Raw genomic sequence first — 18,387 nt, forward strand, 5'->3', positions numbered from 1 at the left:
ATCAGCCCCTCCTTCCTTGTCTTGTCATGGTGCGGTAATCGTTACCCCGATCGAAGCGTTTGCGCCATCGATCGGGAATCGGTCTGATCAGTTCCACGGCCCTCAATCGGACGGATGCCGAACGCGGATTCATGGCAATCTCCGTTTCGTCGGCCTTGATGGCCCCTCGGGTCAGTTCCTTAAAGAATGGCTGCATATCGGGAGGAATCACCGGCATATCCGCTGGAACATCGGCCTTAAGCCCTTGGGCCATGAAGGTTTTCACCGTCTTGTCCTCCAACGAGTGGTACGACTCCACCACCAAGCGGCCTCCGACCGCAAGATGGTTGGCGATCTGCGGCAGGGTGCCGGCGAGTTTGTCCAGCTCGCCGTTGACTTCGATACGCAACGCTTGGAACACGCGCTTGGCTGGATTGCCGGCAGGTCGATGGGCCTGCGGCACCACTTCGTCGACAAGCCGATTGAGCTGCCCCGAAGTGGTCAACGGTTCCGTCTCACGTCTGCGCACGATCTCCCGTGCGATCTGCTTGGAAAAGCGCTCCTCGCCGTAGGTGCGGAAGATGCGTACCAGATCGGCGAACGAATATTCGGACAGGACCTGCCTGGCGGTCAGTGGTTGCGTCACGTCCATGCGCATGTCGAGCGGCGCGTCATGGGAATAGGAGAATCCGCGTTCCGTCTCGTCGATCTGCAGGCTGGAAAGGCCCAGATCCATGAACACCGCATCCACCACGTCGATGTTTCGATCTTCAAGCACATGCGCGAACTCGTCGAAGGCGGCATGCACCGGAATGAAACGTTCCGCCAGCCCTTCCTGTTCCATGCGCCTGGTGGCGAGTGCCAACGCCTCGACATCCCGGTCGATGCCGATCAGCCGAGCCTCGGGACTCGCCTTGAGGAACGCCGTGGAATGTCCCGCAAGGCCGAGCGTGCAATCCACTGCGACCGCTCCCGGCTTCGCCAATGCCGGTGCGACCAAATCCACGCATTCGCGTAGCAGTACTGGTTGATGAATCGTCGTCACATCTGTCATCAGAATTCCACCGCCGGTAATACGTCATCGGCAATATCGGAATATCCCTGTTCCTTGTCGGCCAGATATTCCTCCCATGCCTGCCTGTTCCAAATCTCCGCTCGGGTTCCCACGCCGATCACCACGATGTCGCTGCCGAGATTCGCGTAATCGCGAAGCATTTGCGGCACCAGAACGCGGCCCTGTTTGTCCGGATCCTGATCGACGGCGCCGGATAGGAACACACGCAGGTACTCACGCGCGGCCTTGTTGCCCATCGAAGTGCGCTGAATCTGCATGGCGATGCGACGGAATTCCATCTGCGGCAGCAGATAGACGCAGCGTTCCTGCCCTCGTGCCATCACCATGCCCGGACCGAGCTGGCTGCGGAATTTCGCAGGTAACGCCATGCGTCCTTTGGCGTCGATCTTGGGAGTGTAGGTCCCCAGCAACAGCGGAGGCAAATCGGCCATCATGTCGTGCATCGATGCGGAGGCATCGTTCGAGGCGGGCTCGGATTCAGCGTCGTGAACCATGGCCACACCTCCTTTTTTCGACATTGGGTACACTCCACCCACAGCTGATTCACCACTTTACCCCACGAATCACCGCAATTCCCCACCAAAACACAAAAACTACACTCACCCGGATGTCTTTTCCCCGCAATTCGATTCATTCGTCCCCGCCCGAATTCATCAGCCATTCATCGTCATTCGTTTCGGTCCCCACGTTTTCGTAGAAGCCTCGGAGTAGATTTGATTGCCTGAGTTTTTGCACGAAGGGATCACCACATGTCGAGTTATTCCGCCCAGCTGCATGAGGAGCAGCAGGCAGTCAGCCGCGCATACGACCGTCTGGACGCGCTTCGGGCACAGGTCCGCGCCCGTCTGGATACGGTGCGCGCAGCCGGTTCGCATGGCTCTCCGACCCAACGCACCGAGCGGGACTCCTTCGCCACCATGTATGAGGATCGCCTCACCCAGTTGCGCGCCGTCGAGGACCGACTGGTGTTCGGCAGATTGGATAACGCCAAGGGCGAACATCGATATATCGGCCGTTTGGGACTGTCCGACGAACGTCACGAGCCGATCCTGACGGATTGGCGCGCCGAAGCGGCCCGCCCGTTTTACGAAGCGACGCCTTCCAGCCATGGCGACATCGTCATGCGTCGTCACATCACCTTGAATTTCCGTGAGGTGGTCGGTGTGGAGGATGAGGTGCTCGACGTGCATTCCGACCAGGTCGGGCAGGCCTCTTCAGCCGGCACATTGACTGGCGAGGGCGCGTTGCTGGCCTCGCTCAACGCCAAACGAACCGGTAAGATGACCGATATCGTGGCCACCATCCAAGCGGAGCAGGACCGCATCATCCGCGCGGATCTCAATCAGGCCGTGGTGGTGCAGGGCGGCCCGGGCACAGGCAAGACCGCGGTGGCCCTGCACCGGGCCGCCTACCTGCTGTACACGCACAGACGCGCATTGGAACGTTCCGGCGTGCTGGTGATCGGCCCGAGTTCGACATTCCTGCATTACATCGATCAGGTACTCCCCTCGCTGGGCGAGACCGGTGTGGTCAGTCGCACCATCGCCGATCTCATTCCGGGAGTCATCGCCACGGGTCATGACGATCCACGAGCCGCCAAGCTCAAAGGCGAACGTCGCATGGCCAAGGCCATCGCCAACGCCGTGGCCGCACGCGAACGCATTCCGTCCGAACTACCGACGATCCGCATCAACGGATTCACCTGTCCCATGTTGCGCGTCGACTTGGAACAGGCCATCACCGACGCCAAAAGAACTCGCCAACCGCATAACAAGGCCCGCGAATCCTTCGTGCACAGCATGCTCATCGCCATGCGAAACCGTTACGTGGAACAACTCGACTACACCCCCGAGCAGGCGGAGCTCAATGATGTGATGCAGCAGCTTCGTATGAACGATGCGCTCCGAAAAACCCTGAACCTTGCCTGGCTGCCCATGACCGGCACCTGGCTGGTGGACCAGCTATTCGCCAAGCCCGATCAACTGCGGCGCTTCGCACCATGGCTCGAGGAACGCGACATCAGGACGCTGACCCGCCCCAAGGGATCGCCCTTCACGATCAGCGACGTGCCTCTGCTCGATGAAGCCATGGAACTGCTCGGCCCAGACCCCAAGGCCGTGGCCAGGCAAAAGGCACTGGACGCCAAACGCGCCGAAGAAGAGCAGTTCGCCCAAGACACGCTCGCCCAAGCCGGCATCGGATCGGGCATCATCACTTCGCAAATGCTGGTCGACAACATCAACGGCATGGATGCGGAACTCACCGCCCAGCGCGCGGGAGCCGACCGTGAATGGACCTACGGGCATGTCGTCGTCGATGAGGCGCAGGAGCTCACCGCCATGGATTGGCGCATGCTGATCCGCCGCTGTCCATCCCGCTCCTTCACCATCGTGGGAGACGTCGCCCAGACTTCGGCCCTGGGCGGTACCCGTTCCTGGCGACGCATGATGGACCCGCTGTTCGGACCGCATAACTGGTCGCTCAACGAGCTGACCATCAACTACCGCAATCCGAAGGAAGTCTCGCAACTGGCCTGCGACTTCGCCTCGGCGGAAGGACTGTACATCTCCACCGTCAACGCCGTACGCGGCGTTGCGGATTCCGTCAGGCGCCTCACGCTCACCGACGAAAGCCTGCTCGCCGACGCAGTGGCGCATCAGGCCATCGATCTGGTGCGCGCCCATGTCGGCGCGGATGGTACCGGCCGTGTGGCCATCATCGCTCCCGATGCCCTGCTTGCCTCCCTTCGGGCCAGGGTCTACGCGGAACTGCGTCAGACCTTGGCTCCCAAGGAGTTCGAGCGCCTGAGCTCGCAGAGTTCCTGGGATGAACAGGTCACGATATGCTCCACACGGACCGTCAAGGGTCTGGAATATGACGCGGTCATGGTGGTGCAACCCGGCCGTATCGAAGAGGATGCCCCTTCACGCATCGTGGCGGCCTCCGATCTGTATGTCGCCATGACCAGGCCCACGCAACGACTGCTTATAGTGCGGACAAACGACGACGAAAAACTACTCACGCTATAAGGTGGTATCCATGCCTAAAGCATTGCTATTGGAAAACATTCATCCCGACGCCGCGCAATCGCTGCGTGAGCACGGTTTCGAAGTGGAGTGCCTCAAGGGCGCGCTGAGCGAGGATGAGCTCATCGAAGCACTTGAAGGAGTGGATCTGCTTGGTGTCCGTTCCAAGACCAACGTGACGCGCAAGGTCATCGACGCCCGTCCGACGTTGACCGCCGTCGGCTGCTTCTGCATCGGCACCAATCAGGTCGACCTCGGATATGCCGGCAAACGCGGCATCGCCGTATTCAATGCGCCATATTCGAACACCCGCTCAGTGGTGGAACTGGTCATCGGGGACATCATCTGCCTGATGCGTCGCATCCCGGCGCATACCCACCATATGAAGCATGGCATGTGGGACAAATCCGCATCCGGCTCACATGAGGTACGCGGCAAGACGTTGGGCATCATCGGTTATGGCAATATCGGCTCCCAGCTTTCCGTCATCGCCGAGGCTCTCGGTATGCGTGTGGTGTTCTACGACATCGAAGAGAAGCTCGCCATGGGCAATGCCCATCGTTGCGGCACGCTCAATGAACTGCTGGAACAGTCCGACGTGGTCACCTTGCATGTCGATGGGCGCAAGTCGAACATCGGCTTTTTCGGTGACGACCAGTTTGCCCACATGAAGCAGGATGCAATTTTCATCAACCTGTCCCGCGGCTTCGTCGCCGACCTTGACTCGCTGAAACGGCATCTTGATTCCGGGCATCTTTCCGGCGCGGCCGTGGACGTATTCCCCGTCGAGCCCAAGAAGACCGGCGATGCGTTCACCACGCCGTTGGCCGATGAGGACAATATGATTCTGACGCCGCATATTGGCGGATCCACGCTGGAGGCCCAGAAATCGATCGGACACTTCGTGGCGCAACGGCTTGAGGATTATTGGTTCAAGGGTTCGACGATGCTGTCCGTCAACATGCCGCAGATCACACTGTCCGACATCCGCAGCACTTGCCGCATCGCACACCTGCATGCCAACCTTCCCGGTGTGCTCGCCCACGTGAATCGTGTTTTGGGCGAAGACAACATCAACATCGCCGCACAGTCGTTGGGCACCGAAGGCGAGCTTGGCTATGTGGTCACCGATGTGGCGCAGCGTCCGGATCAGAACGCATTGGATGCGCTGGCTGCCATCGAGGGTACGATTCGCATGCGCGTCATCAGTTGACGCCCTCCACCTCGCGCAAACGCATGCAAAAGGGGTTCTTCAACCTATGGTTGAAGAACCCCTTTTGCATGTATGACGCCAGTTCCGCCTATTTCATATCGCCCTTGAGTTCGTCAATGGCATGTTGGAAGTCTTCAAGATTCTCAAAATTTTGGTATACGCTTGCGAAACGCATGTAGGCCACCATATCCAGATCACGCAACGGCTTCAAAATGGCCTTGCCCACCTCATCGGACTTGACTTGTGCAAGTCCTCGTGACCGCAGGTCCTCCTCCACGCGTTGTCCGAGCATTTTCAAGTCGTCTTCATTGATCGGACGGCCCTGGCATGCTTTCCGTACGCCGGAAATTACCTTGTTGCGATCGAATTGTTCGACGTTTCCGGAACGCTTGACCACCAGCAGCATGGTGGTTTCCACCGTCGTGAAACGTTTAGCGCATTTCGGGCATTCGCGCCTGCGGCGAATGGAGTGACCGTCCTCGCTGATGCGGGTATCGACCACCTTCGTATCTGGGTTCTGGCAAAACGGGCAATGCATGGTCTCCACAATAGCCTGAACCATTGAATTAGCCCAAACCCCCTCACGAACTCTGACTCGGAACCAGCAACCGTTGCCCCGCCTGCAGAGATACGGAATCAAGATTATTGAGCCGGACAAGCGTATCGACGGTTTCATTCACGTCGTCGCCCGCTGGAGTGATGCTCGAGGCATAGTCCCACAGCGTATCCCCGGGCTGCACCGTGTACACGACCACGGGAGTCGCACCGGTTGCGGATTCCGCCCGGGCCGGACGAATCACCCCATATAGGCACCACATCAGTCCGGCCAGCAACGCCACGGTAACGATACGGTCCGATAGGAATTTCCACCATTCCCGATGTGACTTCGTTCCCTTATGCGACTTCGCATGGAACACTGTCGAACCATTCGCCGCATGCATCGCCCGAGCCGTCGCCGACGCATCCCGCATACCGTTCATCGCAGCCACTCCTTTCGAACACTTGTTCTATCGAACATGTGTTCTACATTATGGCACATACGTTCGAAAAGCGCAACCACACATCGAACAGATGTTTGATTTTCGCGGCGTTTCGCGATATGCTGGTGATTGGATCGAAAGGAGCACACCGTGAGCACCGTCCCATTCACTCCCAAACAAGGTGAATCGCACCCTGATGCCAATGCGCTCACCGAGCGTCAGCGCAAGGTGCTGGACGCCATCAAAACGCATCTTGCCCAGCGTGGTTTCGCCCCTTCGTTTCGAGAGATCGGCGAGGCCGCAGGTCTGAAAAGTCCATCCTCGGTCAAGCACCAACTGCAGGTATTGGAGGAAAAAGGCTTTATCCGCATGAGCGCCAACAAGGGACGCGCCATCGAAGTCGTCGATCTCGAGGGGCCTGCCTCCGGCAACGGGGTCGCCGAAGTCATTCCGTTCCCCACCGGCGTGGATTCCAGCGAGTCCATCATGGCCTCCCACGATGTGCCACTGGTGGGGCGTATCGCCGCAGGCGTGCCGATTACCGCCGAACAACATATCGACGATGTCATGCGTCTGCCCGAACGGCTGACCGGAACCGGAAATCTGTTCATGTTGGAGGTGCATGGCGACTCCATGATCGACGCCGCGATCTGTGACGGCGATTTTGTGGTGGTGCGTGAGCAGCACACTGCGGAAAACGGTGATATCGTCGCCGCCCTGCTTGATGACGAGGCCACGGTCAAGACTTTCCGCAAAGACCATGGCCACGTGTGGCTTATCCCGCACAATCCGGCCTACTCACCCATTGACGGCACACATGCCGAAATCATGGGCAAAGTCGTCACCGTTCTTCGTAAGATCTGAGTCCATCATCCCCGACCATCCTGATACGGCAGTCGACTCACCCGCCGTATCAGGAGTGCATCTGCGGACGACTTGCGGAACTGTATCCTTCCGGTTCAAGCTGGAAGGTGGTATGGGGTATCGAAACAGGGAAATGTTCCCGCAGGCAGTCCTGAAGCTGTGAAAGGATTCGTGCCGAATCCTCCATGGTGAGGCCTTGCTCCACCACTACATGCGCCATGAGGATTGGCATGCCCGTTGACACGGTGCTGGCATGCAAGTCATGTACGGCGACCACATGGGGAACCTGCTCCAGATGCATGCGCACCTCATCGAGATCCAGCCCCTTCGGGGTCTCCTCCAGCAACACACGTGCCGCGTTGCCTAGGAGTTTAAGCGCACGTGGAATCATCATCAACGCGATGATGCCGCCGGCTACGGCGTCGAAGCCCGTCCACCCGGTGCAGATGAGCACAATGGCCGAAACGATTACGGCCACGGAGCCCAAGGCATCGTTCATCACTTCGAGGAACGCGGCCTTCATGTTCATGTTGTCTTCGCTCTGCGAGGCGAGAATGAAGATGGATCCGACATTCGCCGCCAGGCCGAGAACACCCATGAACAGCAGCAGCCGCACATCCGAAATCTCATCGGCGGCGCCGCCGAACAGTCTCATGCCGGCCTCCACCAACGCATATATGCCGACCAGTAGCAGGATCAACGCGCCAACGGCGGCGGTGAGCACTTCAAGTCGAGCCCATCCCCAGGTTCGTTTGCTGTTAGGCTCCCGTTGCATGAGCATCGCGGTGATCGTGGAGGCCACCAACACCGACATGTCGGTGAGCATATGACCGGCATCCACCAGCAGGGCAAGCGATCCGGTGATGACGGCGCTGACGACTTCCGCCAAGAACACCGTTGCGGTGAGCCCTAGCGACAGCATGAGTCGTTTCTGGTGTTCCTCTCCCCCATTTGCCGTCATTTCATGTACATGCGCATGATCATGTGCCATATGGTGTCATTCCCATCGCTCGGTTCCATCGAGAGACGAACTGAAATCGCTTCTCAATACCATTTTCATTCGTGCTCAAACGCGGAAACCCCAGCCCGAAGGCTGGGGTTTCCTTTGTTTTCAAGTTGCACAATACCTATTTCGCAACTTGATGTCAAGACATACAGAACGCGGTACCATGTGTGCCGGTACGACGCCCGGAACGAAGACATACGAAGGTACGTCAAGTTTCGAGCAGCGCAACTGGCACTCCGTTACCGCGTTTGGTATCAGAAGCCGAACTGGGCGGCGGTTTCCTTCAACGTCTCTGCGGAACGCTTGAGGGCTGCGAGCTCGCGATCGGACACCGGGGTGTTGATGGCGGTGTTGACGCCGGAGCGGTTGAGCAGGGTCGGGACGGACATGCAGACATCGGAGATGCCGTGGAAATCCTCGAGCATGGAAGAGACGGGGAGAATGCGGTTGGAGTCGCGCATGACGGCTTCGATGATGTCGACGCCGGACATGCCGATGGCGTAGTTGGTTGCGCCCTTGCCGTTGATGATCTTGTAGGCGGCGTTCTTGACTTCCTGATGGATTTCTTCGCGCTTGTCAGCGTCGAGCGGATCGTGGCCCGGGAGCGGAGTCCAGTCGCACATCGGAACGCCGCCGATGGTGGCGGAAGCCCACAACGGGACTTCGGAATCACCATGTTCGCCGGCGATGTATGCGTGGACGTTCTTGACGTTGACGCCGGTCTGCTGGGCGATCAGGAAACGCAGACGTGCGGAATCGAGGTTGGTGCCGGAACCGAAGACCTGGTTCTTCGGCAGACCGGAAATCTTCTGGGCGACATGGGTGGCGATGTCGACCGGGTTGGTGATGAGCATGAAGATGGCGTTCGGGGCGACCTTCACGAGACCCGGGATGATGGCCTTGAGGATGTTGATGGTGGCACCGACGAGCTCGAGACGGGACTGGCCCGGCTTCTGGCGCGGACCTGCGGTGATGACGATCATGTCCGCGTCACGGCAGATTTCCGGATCGTCGCCGCCTGCGATGGACACGGTCGGATAGAAGCTGGAGCCGTGCTGCATGTCGAGCACTTCGGCCTCGACACGTTCCTTGGCGATGTCTTCGAGCACGATCTCACGGGCGACACCGCGCTGGGCGGCGGCGAAGGCGAGAGTGGAGCCGACTGCGCCGGCACCGATGATAGCGAGCTTTGTGGGCTTGATTGGTGAATCCACCATGTGCTTACCTCTCTTTGGCAACGAATGTCCCGTTGGTGACGGGCTTCATCTTCAATAACACTTTTACTGTATCCACACAGCATGACGTTTCAGGCTTGTGTAGCACGCCCTGACATGGCTGAAACGTGATTTGCGCCACACTTGATGTGAGCGCTCACAAACATGGCGGGCACTCACCCTGGATACATCGAAAGGCATTCAGGCAATGGCCTGTTCAACTATCCGCGCCGCCAGATGGTCATCGACCTCCGCCCGGAGCATCATGCCGTCGTCGCGATATTCGACGGCAAGCACCTTGCCGTATTCGCGGACGCGTGACACCAGCGATCCGGCGGAATATGGCAGCAACGCCTCCACATGCACGTTCGGGGTCGGCAGCATGGATTCGATTCCGGTGCGCAGTTCGTCCACGCCCTCGCCCGAATATGCGGAAACAACGTACGCGTCGGGCATCAGGGCCTCGATGCGTTCACGAACCGCTTCACCCATAAGATCTGATTTGTTGAACGCCACTATGGTCGGAATGGCTCCCACGCCATCGATATCGGCGAGCACGTCGTTCACCGCATCTATCTGCGAGAACGGGTCGGGATGGGAACCGTCGACCACATGCACGATCAGATCGGCTTCGGCGACCTCCTCCAGCGTGGACTTGAACGCTTCGATCAGTTGCGTGGGCAGACGGCGCACGAATCCGACGGTGTCGACGTATGCGTACAGACGACCGTCCTTCGCACGCGCACGACGCACCGCGGTATCAAGCGTGGCGAACAAGGCGTTCTCCACCAGCTCGGCGGAACCGGTCAGGCGGTTGGTCAGCGATGATTTGCCGGCGTTGGTATAGCCGACCACGGCAACCGTCGGCAGTCCGAAACGTCGTCGGGAGCCACGCTTGACCTCACGTGCGGGGGCCATTTCGGCGATCTGACGACGCAGCTTGGCGATGCGACTGCGGATCACACGACGATCCATCTCGATTTTCGTCTCGCCCGGACCTCGCGAGCCGATGCCCGCATCGGCGCCCGCCGCACGGCCTCCGGCCTGACGGGACAACGATCCGCCCCAACCACGCAGTCGCGGCAGCATGTATTCAAGCTGAGCCAGTTCAACCTGCGCCTTGCCCTCACGGGAGGTGGCATGTTGGGCGAAGATGTCGAGAATCACGGCGGTACGGTCGACCACCTTCACCTTGGTGGCGTCTTCGAGGGCTCGACGTTGGCTTGGCGGCAGATCGTCATCCACCACGATGGTGTCGGCATCCTCCTGCGCCACGATACCCGCCAGTTCGCGTGCCTTACCGGAACCGACATAGGTGGCCGCGTCCGGCTTGATACGATGCTGAAGCAACCCGTCGCACACCACGGCGCCCGCAGTCTCGGCGAGTGCGGCCAGCTCTCGCAATGATTCCTCGGCCGCGGCCTGGGTGGTTTCACGGGAAGACCATACGCCGACGAGCACCACGCGCTCGAGTCGTACCTTACGGTATTCGACTTCGGTGACGTCCTGCTTCTCGCCGAGACCCGCCACATGCTTCAGCGCATTGCGGGATTCACGCTCCTGCCATTGTTCATCGTGGGATTCGTGGAAACGCCCCCCGTCGCCGGTGTCGAGCAGCACTTCCGACTGGTCGGCGAGCACGCCGCCCATGGTGGGCTCGTCCGTTTTCTGCTCGATTTCGATCTCCTGGGTCAATGGCACCTCTCACGGTTAAACTATGATGCCTCCTATTATCATCATTGTGTAGAGACATGAACCGACGGCATTCGCGATAGGGCGGACATGGCCTCGGGACCGCATGTAACGGATGGGAAGTGGCATGACGAATACGAATATGGGCGGACATGGCGGCAAGGCGGAGCAGTACTTCGCTGCGGAACCGACGTCGGAGGACGTACGCAGAAGGCTGCACATCATGCTTCGCGACCATACGGCGGATGTGGAGGTCTCCAACGGCGTGTTTTCCGGCAATCGATTGGATCTTGGCACTTCCGTGCTGTTGAAGAGGGTGCCGGAGCCTGCGCAGGAGGGCACATTCCTTGATTTGGGCTGCGGCTGGGGGCCAATCGCATTGACGATGGCGCTCGAATCGCCGAAGGCCGACGTGTGGGCGCTGGACGTGAACGAACGTGCGTTGGAGTTGACGAAGCGCAATGCCGAGATCAATGGCATCGGCACCATTCATGCAGTTACGGCGGACGAGATTCCGCACGACCTCACCTTCGATCTGATCTGGTCGAATCCACCGATCCGCATTGGCAAGGAGGCCTTGCACGAGCTGCTGATGGCGTGGCTTCCGCGATTGAATACGGGCGGTGCCGCATATCTGGTAGTGCAGAAGAATCTGGGCTCCGATTCGTTGATTCCGTGGCTTGCCACGCAACTTGGCGACGGATATGAAGTGAGCAAGTATGCGAGCGCCAAGGGCTTCCGCGTCATCGAGGTCATGAAGGCATGAAATTCGAATATCCTTCCCAACTGCCGGTTTCCGCGGCACGTGGCGATATTGCCGAAGCCGTCACGTCGAGTCAAGTGGTGATCGTCTCCGGTCAGACGGGTTCCGGTAAGACCACGCAGTTGCCGAAGATCCTGTTGGAATTGGGCCGTGGATCCCATGGACGGCAGATCGTGCATACGCAGCCGCGCAGGTTGGCCGCCCGTACCGTGGCCGAGCGCATCGCCTCCGAAATGGGTGTGCGTTTGGGCGACGAAGTCGGCTATCAGGTGCGGTTCACCGACGAGAGTTCGCCGAAGACGCGTCTTCGCGTGGTGACGGACGGCATTCTGCTGGCGCAGATCCAACGTGATCCGAAGCTGATGCAGTACGACACGATCGTGATCGATGAGGCGCATGAGCGCAGTCTCAACATCGACTTTCTGCTCGGCTATCTGACGGCGTTGCTGCCGAAGCGTCGCGATCTGAAGCTCATCATCACGTCGGCGACGATCGATTCGGTGAAGTTCCAGGAGCATTTCGAGCATGCTCTGCATACGAAGGTACCGGTCATTGAGGTGTCGGGCCGTACCTACCCCGTGCAGATCGTGTACGAGCCGCTTGGCACCGCGCCTGCGCTGATGCGCTCCGTGCCGGGTTTCGAAACCGGCGCGATGCCGGGCGACTCCGATTACGAGGCGTTGTCCGCCGCTCCGGACGCAAAGGATTCGGGCCGCGACGTGAATATCGACATGCCGACCGCCGTGGCATGTGCCTGCGCGGAGCTGGTGATCCATTCCAGCCATGACCGCGGGGCCCGAGATATTCTCGTATTCGCCTCCGGAGAGCGCGATATCCATGAGTTCGAGAACGCGCTCCGCCACCATTACGGTCCACGCGCGGCGGATATGCGCAGGCCCGACGCAATCGAGATCGTACCGCTGTTTGCGCGACTTTCCTCCAAGGAGCAGCACAAAGTATTCGAACCGCACGAGCACCAGCGCATCGTAATCGCCACGAATGTGGCCGAAACGTCGTTGACCGTACCGGGCATCCGCTATGTGGTCGACCCGGGTACGGCCCGCATCTCCCGCTATTCGAAGACGGCGAAGGTGCAGCGGCTGCCGATCGAGCCGATCAGCCAGGCGAGCGCGAACCAGCGTTCGGGTCGTTGCGGTCGTATCGCCGACGGTATCGCAATCCGTCTGTATTCGCGTGAGGATTTCGAGACCCGGCCGGAGTTCACGGAGCCGGAAATCCTACGCACGTCGCTGGGCGCGGTCGTGCTGCACATGCTGTCGGTGGGTGTGGCACGTACCGCACAGGATGTGACGGAGTTCGGTTTCATCGATCCGCCGGATATGAAGGCCGTGTCCGATGGTTTCAACGAACTGACCGAGTTGAAGGCCATCGCCCGCAAGCATGGCGAGGTGGTGCTGACGCATACCGGTCGCCAGCTGGCGCGCATTCCGATTGACGTGCGTTTGGGTCGTATGATCATCGAGGCCGCGAAGTCGACCACGCCGAACACACTGGCCGCAGTGCTGGTGGTGGTCGCGTTCCTGAGTTTGCAGGATCCGCGCGAACGTCCGGATGAGAACCGCGAGGAGGCCGACCGCATCCACAACCGCTATGCGGACGCCTCCAGCGACTTTGTGACCGCGTTGAATCTGTGGGACCGCGTGTTCCAGGCGGATGGCGATCCGAGCAATTCCGCGTTGCGTCGTATCTGCAAAGCCGAGTATCTGAGTTTTCTGCGCATGCGCCAGTGGAAGGATCTGGTCACGCAGCTGCGCGAGATGTGCAAGGAGTTCAGGTTCAAGGTCGGCGAGCCGATTCCGGTATCCCGGCCGGACTTGGGGATCCGCCAGTTGCCGATGAACCAGCAGGCGGCGCATGCGCTGTGCTGTTCGTGGGATGCGCAGGGCATCCACACGTCCATGCTTTCCGGCCTGCTGTCCATGATGGGTATGCAGATCGTACGCGAACCGAAGGCCTCCGATTTTGCCGGACTCAAGGGGACTGCGCGCGCTCGTGCCATGAAGCGTGCGCAGAAGATGGCGAAGAACGACTATCAGGGCGCACGTGGCACACGGTTCGCGCTGTTCCCGGCTTCGGCAGTAGCCAAAAGCACCCCGCCATGGGTGATGAGCACCGAACTAGTGGAGACAAGCCGCCTGTGGGCTCGCTATTCCGCCGAAATCGATCCGGCGTGGGCGGAACCTCTGGCCGGATCGCTGACGCGCACCACATACGCCGACCCGCACTGGTCGGGTTCTCGTGGTTCCGCAGTGGCGAGTGCGAAGGTGCTATTGTACGGTCTGCCGATCGTACAGGACCGTACCGTGCAATGGGGCCGCATCAATCCGTTGGAGGCCCGCGATTTCCTGATTCGTCAGGGTTTGGTGGAGGGCGACATCCAGCAGCGCTTCCCCTACGACGATTTCGTCACGAAGAACCGCGACATCCTCGAAGAGGCCGCCGACGACGCGAGCCGCACCCGTCAGATGGCGCAGACGGTCAGTGACGAGGATCTGTTCGATTTCTACAACGCCATCATTCCCAACACCGTCACGAACGTCGCCGATTTGGCGAAATGGTGGAAGACGAAGCATGACGAACGGCCTGACTTGTTGGATTTCGATCCGGAGAAGGTCGAACGTCTCGCCGATGCCGATTCGGTATCGTTGTCCGACTACCCCGACCATTGGCATACGCTCGGTACGGACGGCTCACCCATCGACCTGCGGTTGAGCTACGTGTACGATCCGCATGATCCGAACGACGGCGTAACCGTGCACATTCCATTGAAGGCGCTCTCTCGACTGACGCCGGAACAGTTTTCGTGGAATGTGCCCGGCTTGCTGGACGAGCTCATCGTCGGCATGATCAAATCACTGCCGAAAACGTTGCGCGTGCAATTCGTGCCCGCCCCGGACACGGCACGTAAGATCCGCGCATGGATCGACGAGCGGTATCCGGATCTGCCCGGCTCCGGAAGCCAGCAGAGGCCGAATCTTCCACCGGGTGACGCGGATGGCGTGGCTGTGTGGCCGGATCTGCCTCACGTGTTCACGCAGGCCGCCATCGACATCGTCGGCGCGCAGATCCACCCGGAAGTGCTCACCGGCGAACTATGGAACAAGCTCACGCCATACCTGCGCATGACCTTCGCCGTGGAACAGCAACTGCCGGCCAATCGCAAGCAGCAGCACGGCAGACGCCACGCACGGGGACCGGTCAAGGTACTCGGCACCGGCAAATCGCTGGTTGAACTGCAACGCACATTTGCCGAACAGGCCGAGGCTTCCGCCCGGCAGATGGTCAAAAGGCAGGCGGAAACGGCAGGGAACCAAGGCAAGCTGGTGCAGAAAGCGAACCTGCTGCACAAAGCGGGCGCCACCACCGAAGCACGCGCCACCATGCTCTGGCAAGGCGCGCTTGACGCACTGCGGCTACCCGGAGAACGCATCTCCTCACGCTGGCTCGGCACGGAAGCGCTCATGCTCGCCTCCGCCCCCTACAAGTCCACGAAGGAACTCACCGAAGACCTGCAGCTGGCCGCCGTCAAGCGCCTGTTGCCGAAGGTCGACGAACTGCCTGATGACGAGGCGTTGGCAAACGCGGTGCTCGATGTACGCGAAGTGTACGAAGACACCGTGTACGCGGTGGCACACGACGTGATCGCCATACTGAAACGCTATGCGGAAGTCGACAAAGCCGTGTCCGGCAAGGCCGACCTGCCCCTGCTGAGCGTACTGCAGTCGATCCGCGAGCACATCGCCACGCTCGTCTTCCCCGGCTTCATCGGCAAGACTCCACCAGAAGCATTGCCGTCCATCGAACGATACCTGCACGCCGACCTGTTGCGCCTCGCCAAGGCGAAAAACGACAAGAACCGCGACGTGCGCTGGGCATGGGAAGCCGACGAAGCTAAACAGCTCGTCGACAAAACCATGGCGAAAGCCCAACGCGAACCGGCCGGTCCACGCCATGAAACGCTCATGAAACAGGCCGAAACCGTACGCTGGATGCTCGAGGAATTCTACGTGTCCCTCTGGGCGCAGGAACTCGGCACCCCAAAGCCGATCAGTCTGCAACGCATCAAGAAGGCGCTCAACTGACCGATTGCCCGGTCTTTGACCGAGACGGGAACGTGAGTTCCGCTCACTCGGCGCTATTTGCCACGCGAGTAGAATTCACGTTCACGTGCGACGAACGGGCGCAGCATTGTGGTGATGGTGATGGCGCACAACAGGAACAGCGCGCCGACGGGGCCGAGCCACATCAGACCGACATGGCCGTTGACCACGCCGCCGACAGCGGAGCCGAGAGCGATGCCGATATTGAACGACATGGAGTTGAGCGACGCGGCAAGGTTCAACGATCCCGGATGCGACTGCGAGGCGACATCCATATACAGCACCTGCGATGCAGAGTTCTGCAAGTACATGAACATGCCGAGTACCACGAGCAGCAGCGCGCCGTACACCGGCACCCAATGTGCCGCGATCAGCGACGCCATGAGCACCGCATGCGCGCAATAGATCGGGCGGATATGCGTCAGCGGTTCCACTCCTCTGCCCCGGTCCGCGAGCTTGCCGCCGTATAGGTTGCTCCACAGGCAGGCTGCGCCGAAAATCACCAGTCCGACACTCAAATACCGTTCCGGCACATGCACCTCGTCGCGCATGATCGGCGTCAGGTACGTGTAGAACACGTAGCTCGCGGCCGCACCGAACACCACATCGAGCACGCCGAGCTGGATGCGCCGGTCGAAGAACAGGCGAAACTGCGGCAGGAAGCCGATCTTCACGATATGGCTGTTGCGCGGCAATACGATGACCATCAGCACGATGAGCACGACAGTGAGCACATTGACCAGATGGAACGCCCAACGCCAGCCGAACACGTTCGCCACCCATGTGCCGACCGGTACCCCCACGACGGATGCGATGGAGAAGCCGGAGAACACCCATGCGATGAATTTCGTGCGATATCGTTCCGTCGTCACATCGGGAGCGTACGTCATGGCAATGGCCACAAGCGTACCGGAGACGAGTGCGATGAGGATTCGCGCGATGACGAGCACGCCATAGTTGGGCGCGAACGCGCACAGCACGTTGCCGAGCAGGAAGACGCCGACCAGCGTCAGATGCGTGGCGAAGCGCGGGAAGCGCGCCGACAAGGCCGAGCCGAGCGGCGTGACCGGTGCGTAGACAAGCGCGAATAACGAAACCAGATTACCTACGGTCACTTCGGATACCTTCAGTCCGGCCGCGATATCCGGCAGGATGCCGACCATGATGAACTCGCTCATGCCCAGCATGAAGCTCAAGGCCACGAGAATCGTCACCGGAAGATTGAAAAATCGGTCCTTCTTCACGTTGTGCGTCATACGTCACTCTCTCGTCAATCGTTCTGCATATCACGAAACGATTGCCAACTTTAGACGGGCCCTGCACCCTTTCCACCCTTTCGACGCATCCGAATTCCACATGCTGACTATGTTCATTCAACTTACGAAATCGACCCTAGGCTGGCGCGCTACAATATGGCACAATGACAAGCACAAAACGTCGCAAACGTAACCCTCGGCGCAGACTCCCCCATCTCAGGTCCTTGCGCAACACCTGGAAAAAGGCTGGCCTCAGGAAACGAGTCGGTATGCTCTGCAGGACGCTGCTTGTCATCATCATCGCAATCGCCTTGGTCGTGGGTCTGGTGCGCTTCGTCAGCTGGCGTGTGGAAGTCGGACAGGCCGAGAAGACGCAGAATCAGCTGCAGGCGCAATACGATTTCAATCCCGGCAACATCATCTCCGACGGGCAGTTCTTCAACGGCAACGCTTTGAGCGAAGCACAGGTCCGATCCTTCATCGAGGAGCAGGGAGCGGCATGTTCGGGCGAACGGTGCCTCAAGACCATGACCTTCGATACCGAATCACAGTCGGCCAACGAATACTGCGAGGCATACGAAGGCGGCAGGAACGAAAGCGCCGCGGCGATCATCTACAAATCAGGCAAGGCCTGCGGGGTAAGCCAGAAAGTGCTGCTCACCGTACTGCAGAAGGAGCAGCATCTGCTCACCGCCACCGACCCGAGCGACTTCCAGTACAAGTCTGCGATGGGCCTGAGTTGCCCGGACGATGCGAACTGCGATCCGGAATATGCGGGATTCTTCAAACAGGTGTACGGCGCAGCCAAGCGATACCAGTACTACGTGCAGCATGAAGACGATTACGGCTACCATGCCGGCGCTCTCAACTACATCCAGTACCATCCGAATGCCGAATGCGGCGGCACGAACGTGTATATCGGAAACAAGGCGACCGCACTGCTGTACATCTACACGCCATATCAGCCGAATACGGCCGCATTGGAGGCAGGGGCCGGAGAAGGCGACGCCTGTTCGTCATATGGCAACCGTAATTTCGCCATCATCTATTCGAGCTGGTTCGGCAATCCGCGCGGCTAGGTCTTCCGAACGGGAGGCGGCGCACGAGGACCGCATGCAAAAGGTCCGTCATCCAAGCAGATCGGATGACGGACCTCCTCGATCAAACGCTTACGGTCGTAAACGCGAGCCGCCCGGCA

General features: G+C 59.8%; 14 protein-coding genes. 6 read left to right on the top strand and 8 right to left on the bottom strand.

Annotation, left to right across the window (positions count from 1 at the left end):
• Position 1: 1 nt before the first annotated feature.
• Positions 2–1,033 carry a 16S rRNA (cytosine(1402)-N(4))-methyltransferase RsmH gene (gene rsmH / locus BBDE_RS07460; RefSeq protein WP_003839427.1) on the bottom strand — a complete coding sequence of 344 codons (1,032 nt, stop codon included), beginning with the start codon at positions 1,031–1,033 and terminating at the stop codon, positions 2–4.
• Entirely contained in the window at positions 1,033–1,497 is a 465-nt protein-coding gene (mraZ, locus tag BBDE_RS07465; protein ID WP_370622782.1) for a division/cell wall cluster transcriptional repressor MraZ, read from the bottom strand. Before mraZ ends, rsmH begins: the two co-directional genes overlap by 1 nt.
• 306 nt (positions 1,498–1,803) lie before the next feature.
• On the opposite strand from mraZ, the gene BBDE_RS07470 reads away from it, so the two are divergent.
• Together BBDE_RS07470 and serA are read left to right on the top strand one after the other, a co-directional pair.
• On the top strand, positions 1,804–4,083 hold the full coding sequence (locus tag BBDE_RS07470; RefSeq protein ID WP_003839424.1) for a HelD family protein: 2,280 nt from the start codon (positions 1,804–1,806) through the stop codon (positions 4,081–4,083).
• A 10-nt stretch (positions 4,084–4,093) separates the two neighbouring features.
• Positions 4,094–5,293, top strand: coding sequence for a phosphoglycerate dehydrogenase (gene serA / locus BBDE_RS07475; RefSeq protein WP_003839422.1), 1,200 nt, complete (start codon positions 4,094–4,096; stop codon positions 5,291–5,293).
• A gap of 88 nt (positions 5,294–5,381) precedes the next feature.
• Here serA and nrdR read toward each other — a convergent pair whose 3' ends face one another.
• Complete coding sequence (gene nrdR, locus BBDE_RS07480; RefSeq protein WP_033489071.1) at positions 5,382–5,831, bottom strand: transcriptional regulator NrdR; 450 nt, start codon at positions 5,829–5,831, stop codon at positions 5,382–5,384.
• Positions 5,832–5,874: 43 nt separating this feature from the next.
• Positions 5,875–6,273: a LysM peptidoglycan-binding domain-containing protein gene (locus BBDE_RS07485; protein WP_003839417.1), complete on the bottom strand. Its 399-nt coding sequence runs from the start codon at positions 6,271–6,273 to the stop codon at positions 5,875–5,877.
• A gap of 150 nt (positions 6,274–6,423) precedes the next feature.
• Here BBDE_RS07485 and lexA point away from each other — a divergent pair, with 150 nt between their 5' ends.
• Positions 6,424–7,137: a transcriptional repressor LexA gene (gene lexA / locus BBDE_RS07490; RefSeq protein ID WP_033489047.1), complete on the top strand. Its 714-nt coding sequence runs from the start codon at positions 6,424–6,426 to the stop codon at positions 7,135–7,137.
• 49 nt (positions 7,138–7,186) lie between these two features.
• Here lexA and BBDE_RS07495 read toward each other — a convergent pair whose 3' ends face one another.
• The 3 genes from BBDE_RS07495 to hflX form a co-directional block, all read right to left on the bottom strand.
• A complete protein-coding gene (locus tag BBDE_RS07495) occupies positions 7,187–8,128 on the bottom strand; it encodes a cation diffusion facilitator family transporter (protein WP_033489044.1) in 942 nt (313 codons plus the stop codon).
• Positions 8,129–8,397: 269 nt separating this feature from the next.
• Positions 8,398–9,360 carry an L-lactate dehydrogenase gene (locus BBDE_RS07500; protein ID WP_003839412.1) on the bottom strand — a complete coding sequence of 321 codons (963 nt, stop codon included), beginning with the start codon at positions 9,358–9,360 and terminating at the stop codon, positions 8,398–8,400.
• Positions 9,361–9,558: 198 nt separating this feature from the next.
• Complete coding sequence (hflX, locus tag BBDE_RS07505; RefSeq protein ID WP_012902333.1) at positions 9,559–11,007, bottom strand: GTPase HflX; 1,449 nt, start codon at positions 11,005–11,007, stop codon at positions 9,559–9,561.
• A gap of 184 nt (positions 11,008–11,191) precedes the next feature.
• Between hflX and BBDE_RS07510 the strand changes: the two genes are divergently transcribed.
• Both BBDE_RS07510 and BBDE_RS07515 read left to right on the top strand, forming a co-directional pair.
• Positions 11,192–11,815, top strand: coding sequence for a class I SAM-dependent methyltransferase (locus BBDE_RS07510; protein WP_012902334.1), 624 nt, complete (start codon positions 11,192–11,194; stop codon positions 11,813–11,815).
• A complete protein-coding gene (locus BBDE_RS07515; RefSeq protein ID WP_003839407.1) occupies positions 11,812–15,915 on the top strand; it encodes a DUF3418 domain-containing protein in 4,104 nt (1,367 codons plus the stop codon). The genes BBDE_RS07510 and BBDE_RS07515 overlap by 4 nt, the downstream gene beginning before the upstream one ends.
• 53 nt (positions 15,916–15,968) lie before the next feature.
• Here the strand turns inward: BBDE_RS07515 and BBDE_RS07520 are convergent, their stop codons facing one another.
• The gene (locus BBDE_RS07520; protein ID WP_003839404.1) at positions 15,969–17,189 is read right to left on the bottom strand and encodes an MFS transporter; all 1,221 of its coding nucleotides are present in this window, start codon (positions 17,187–17,189) and stop codon (positions 15,969–15,971) included.
• 164 nt (positions 17,190–17,353) lie between these two features.
• Here BBDE_RS07520 and BBDE_RS07525 point away from each other — a divergent pair, with 164 nt between their 5' ends.
• Positions 17,354–18,268 (top strand): hemagglutinin, encoded by a 915-nt coding sequence (locus BBDE_RS07525; protein WP_228369688.1) that lies wholly within the window; start codon positions 17,354–17,356, stop codon positions 18,266–18,268.
• The last annotated feature ends 119 nt before the right edge of the window (positions 18,269–18,387 follow it).

It is taken from the genome of Bifidobacterium dentium JCM 1195 = DSM 20436 (assembly GCF_001042595.1).
GTDB lineage: Bacteria > Actinomycetota > Actinomycetes > Actinomycetales > Bifidobacteriaceae > Bifidobacterium > Bifidobacterium dentium.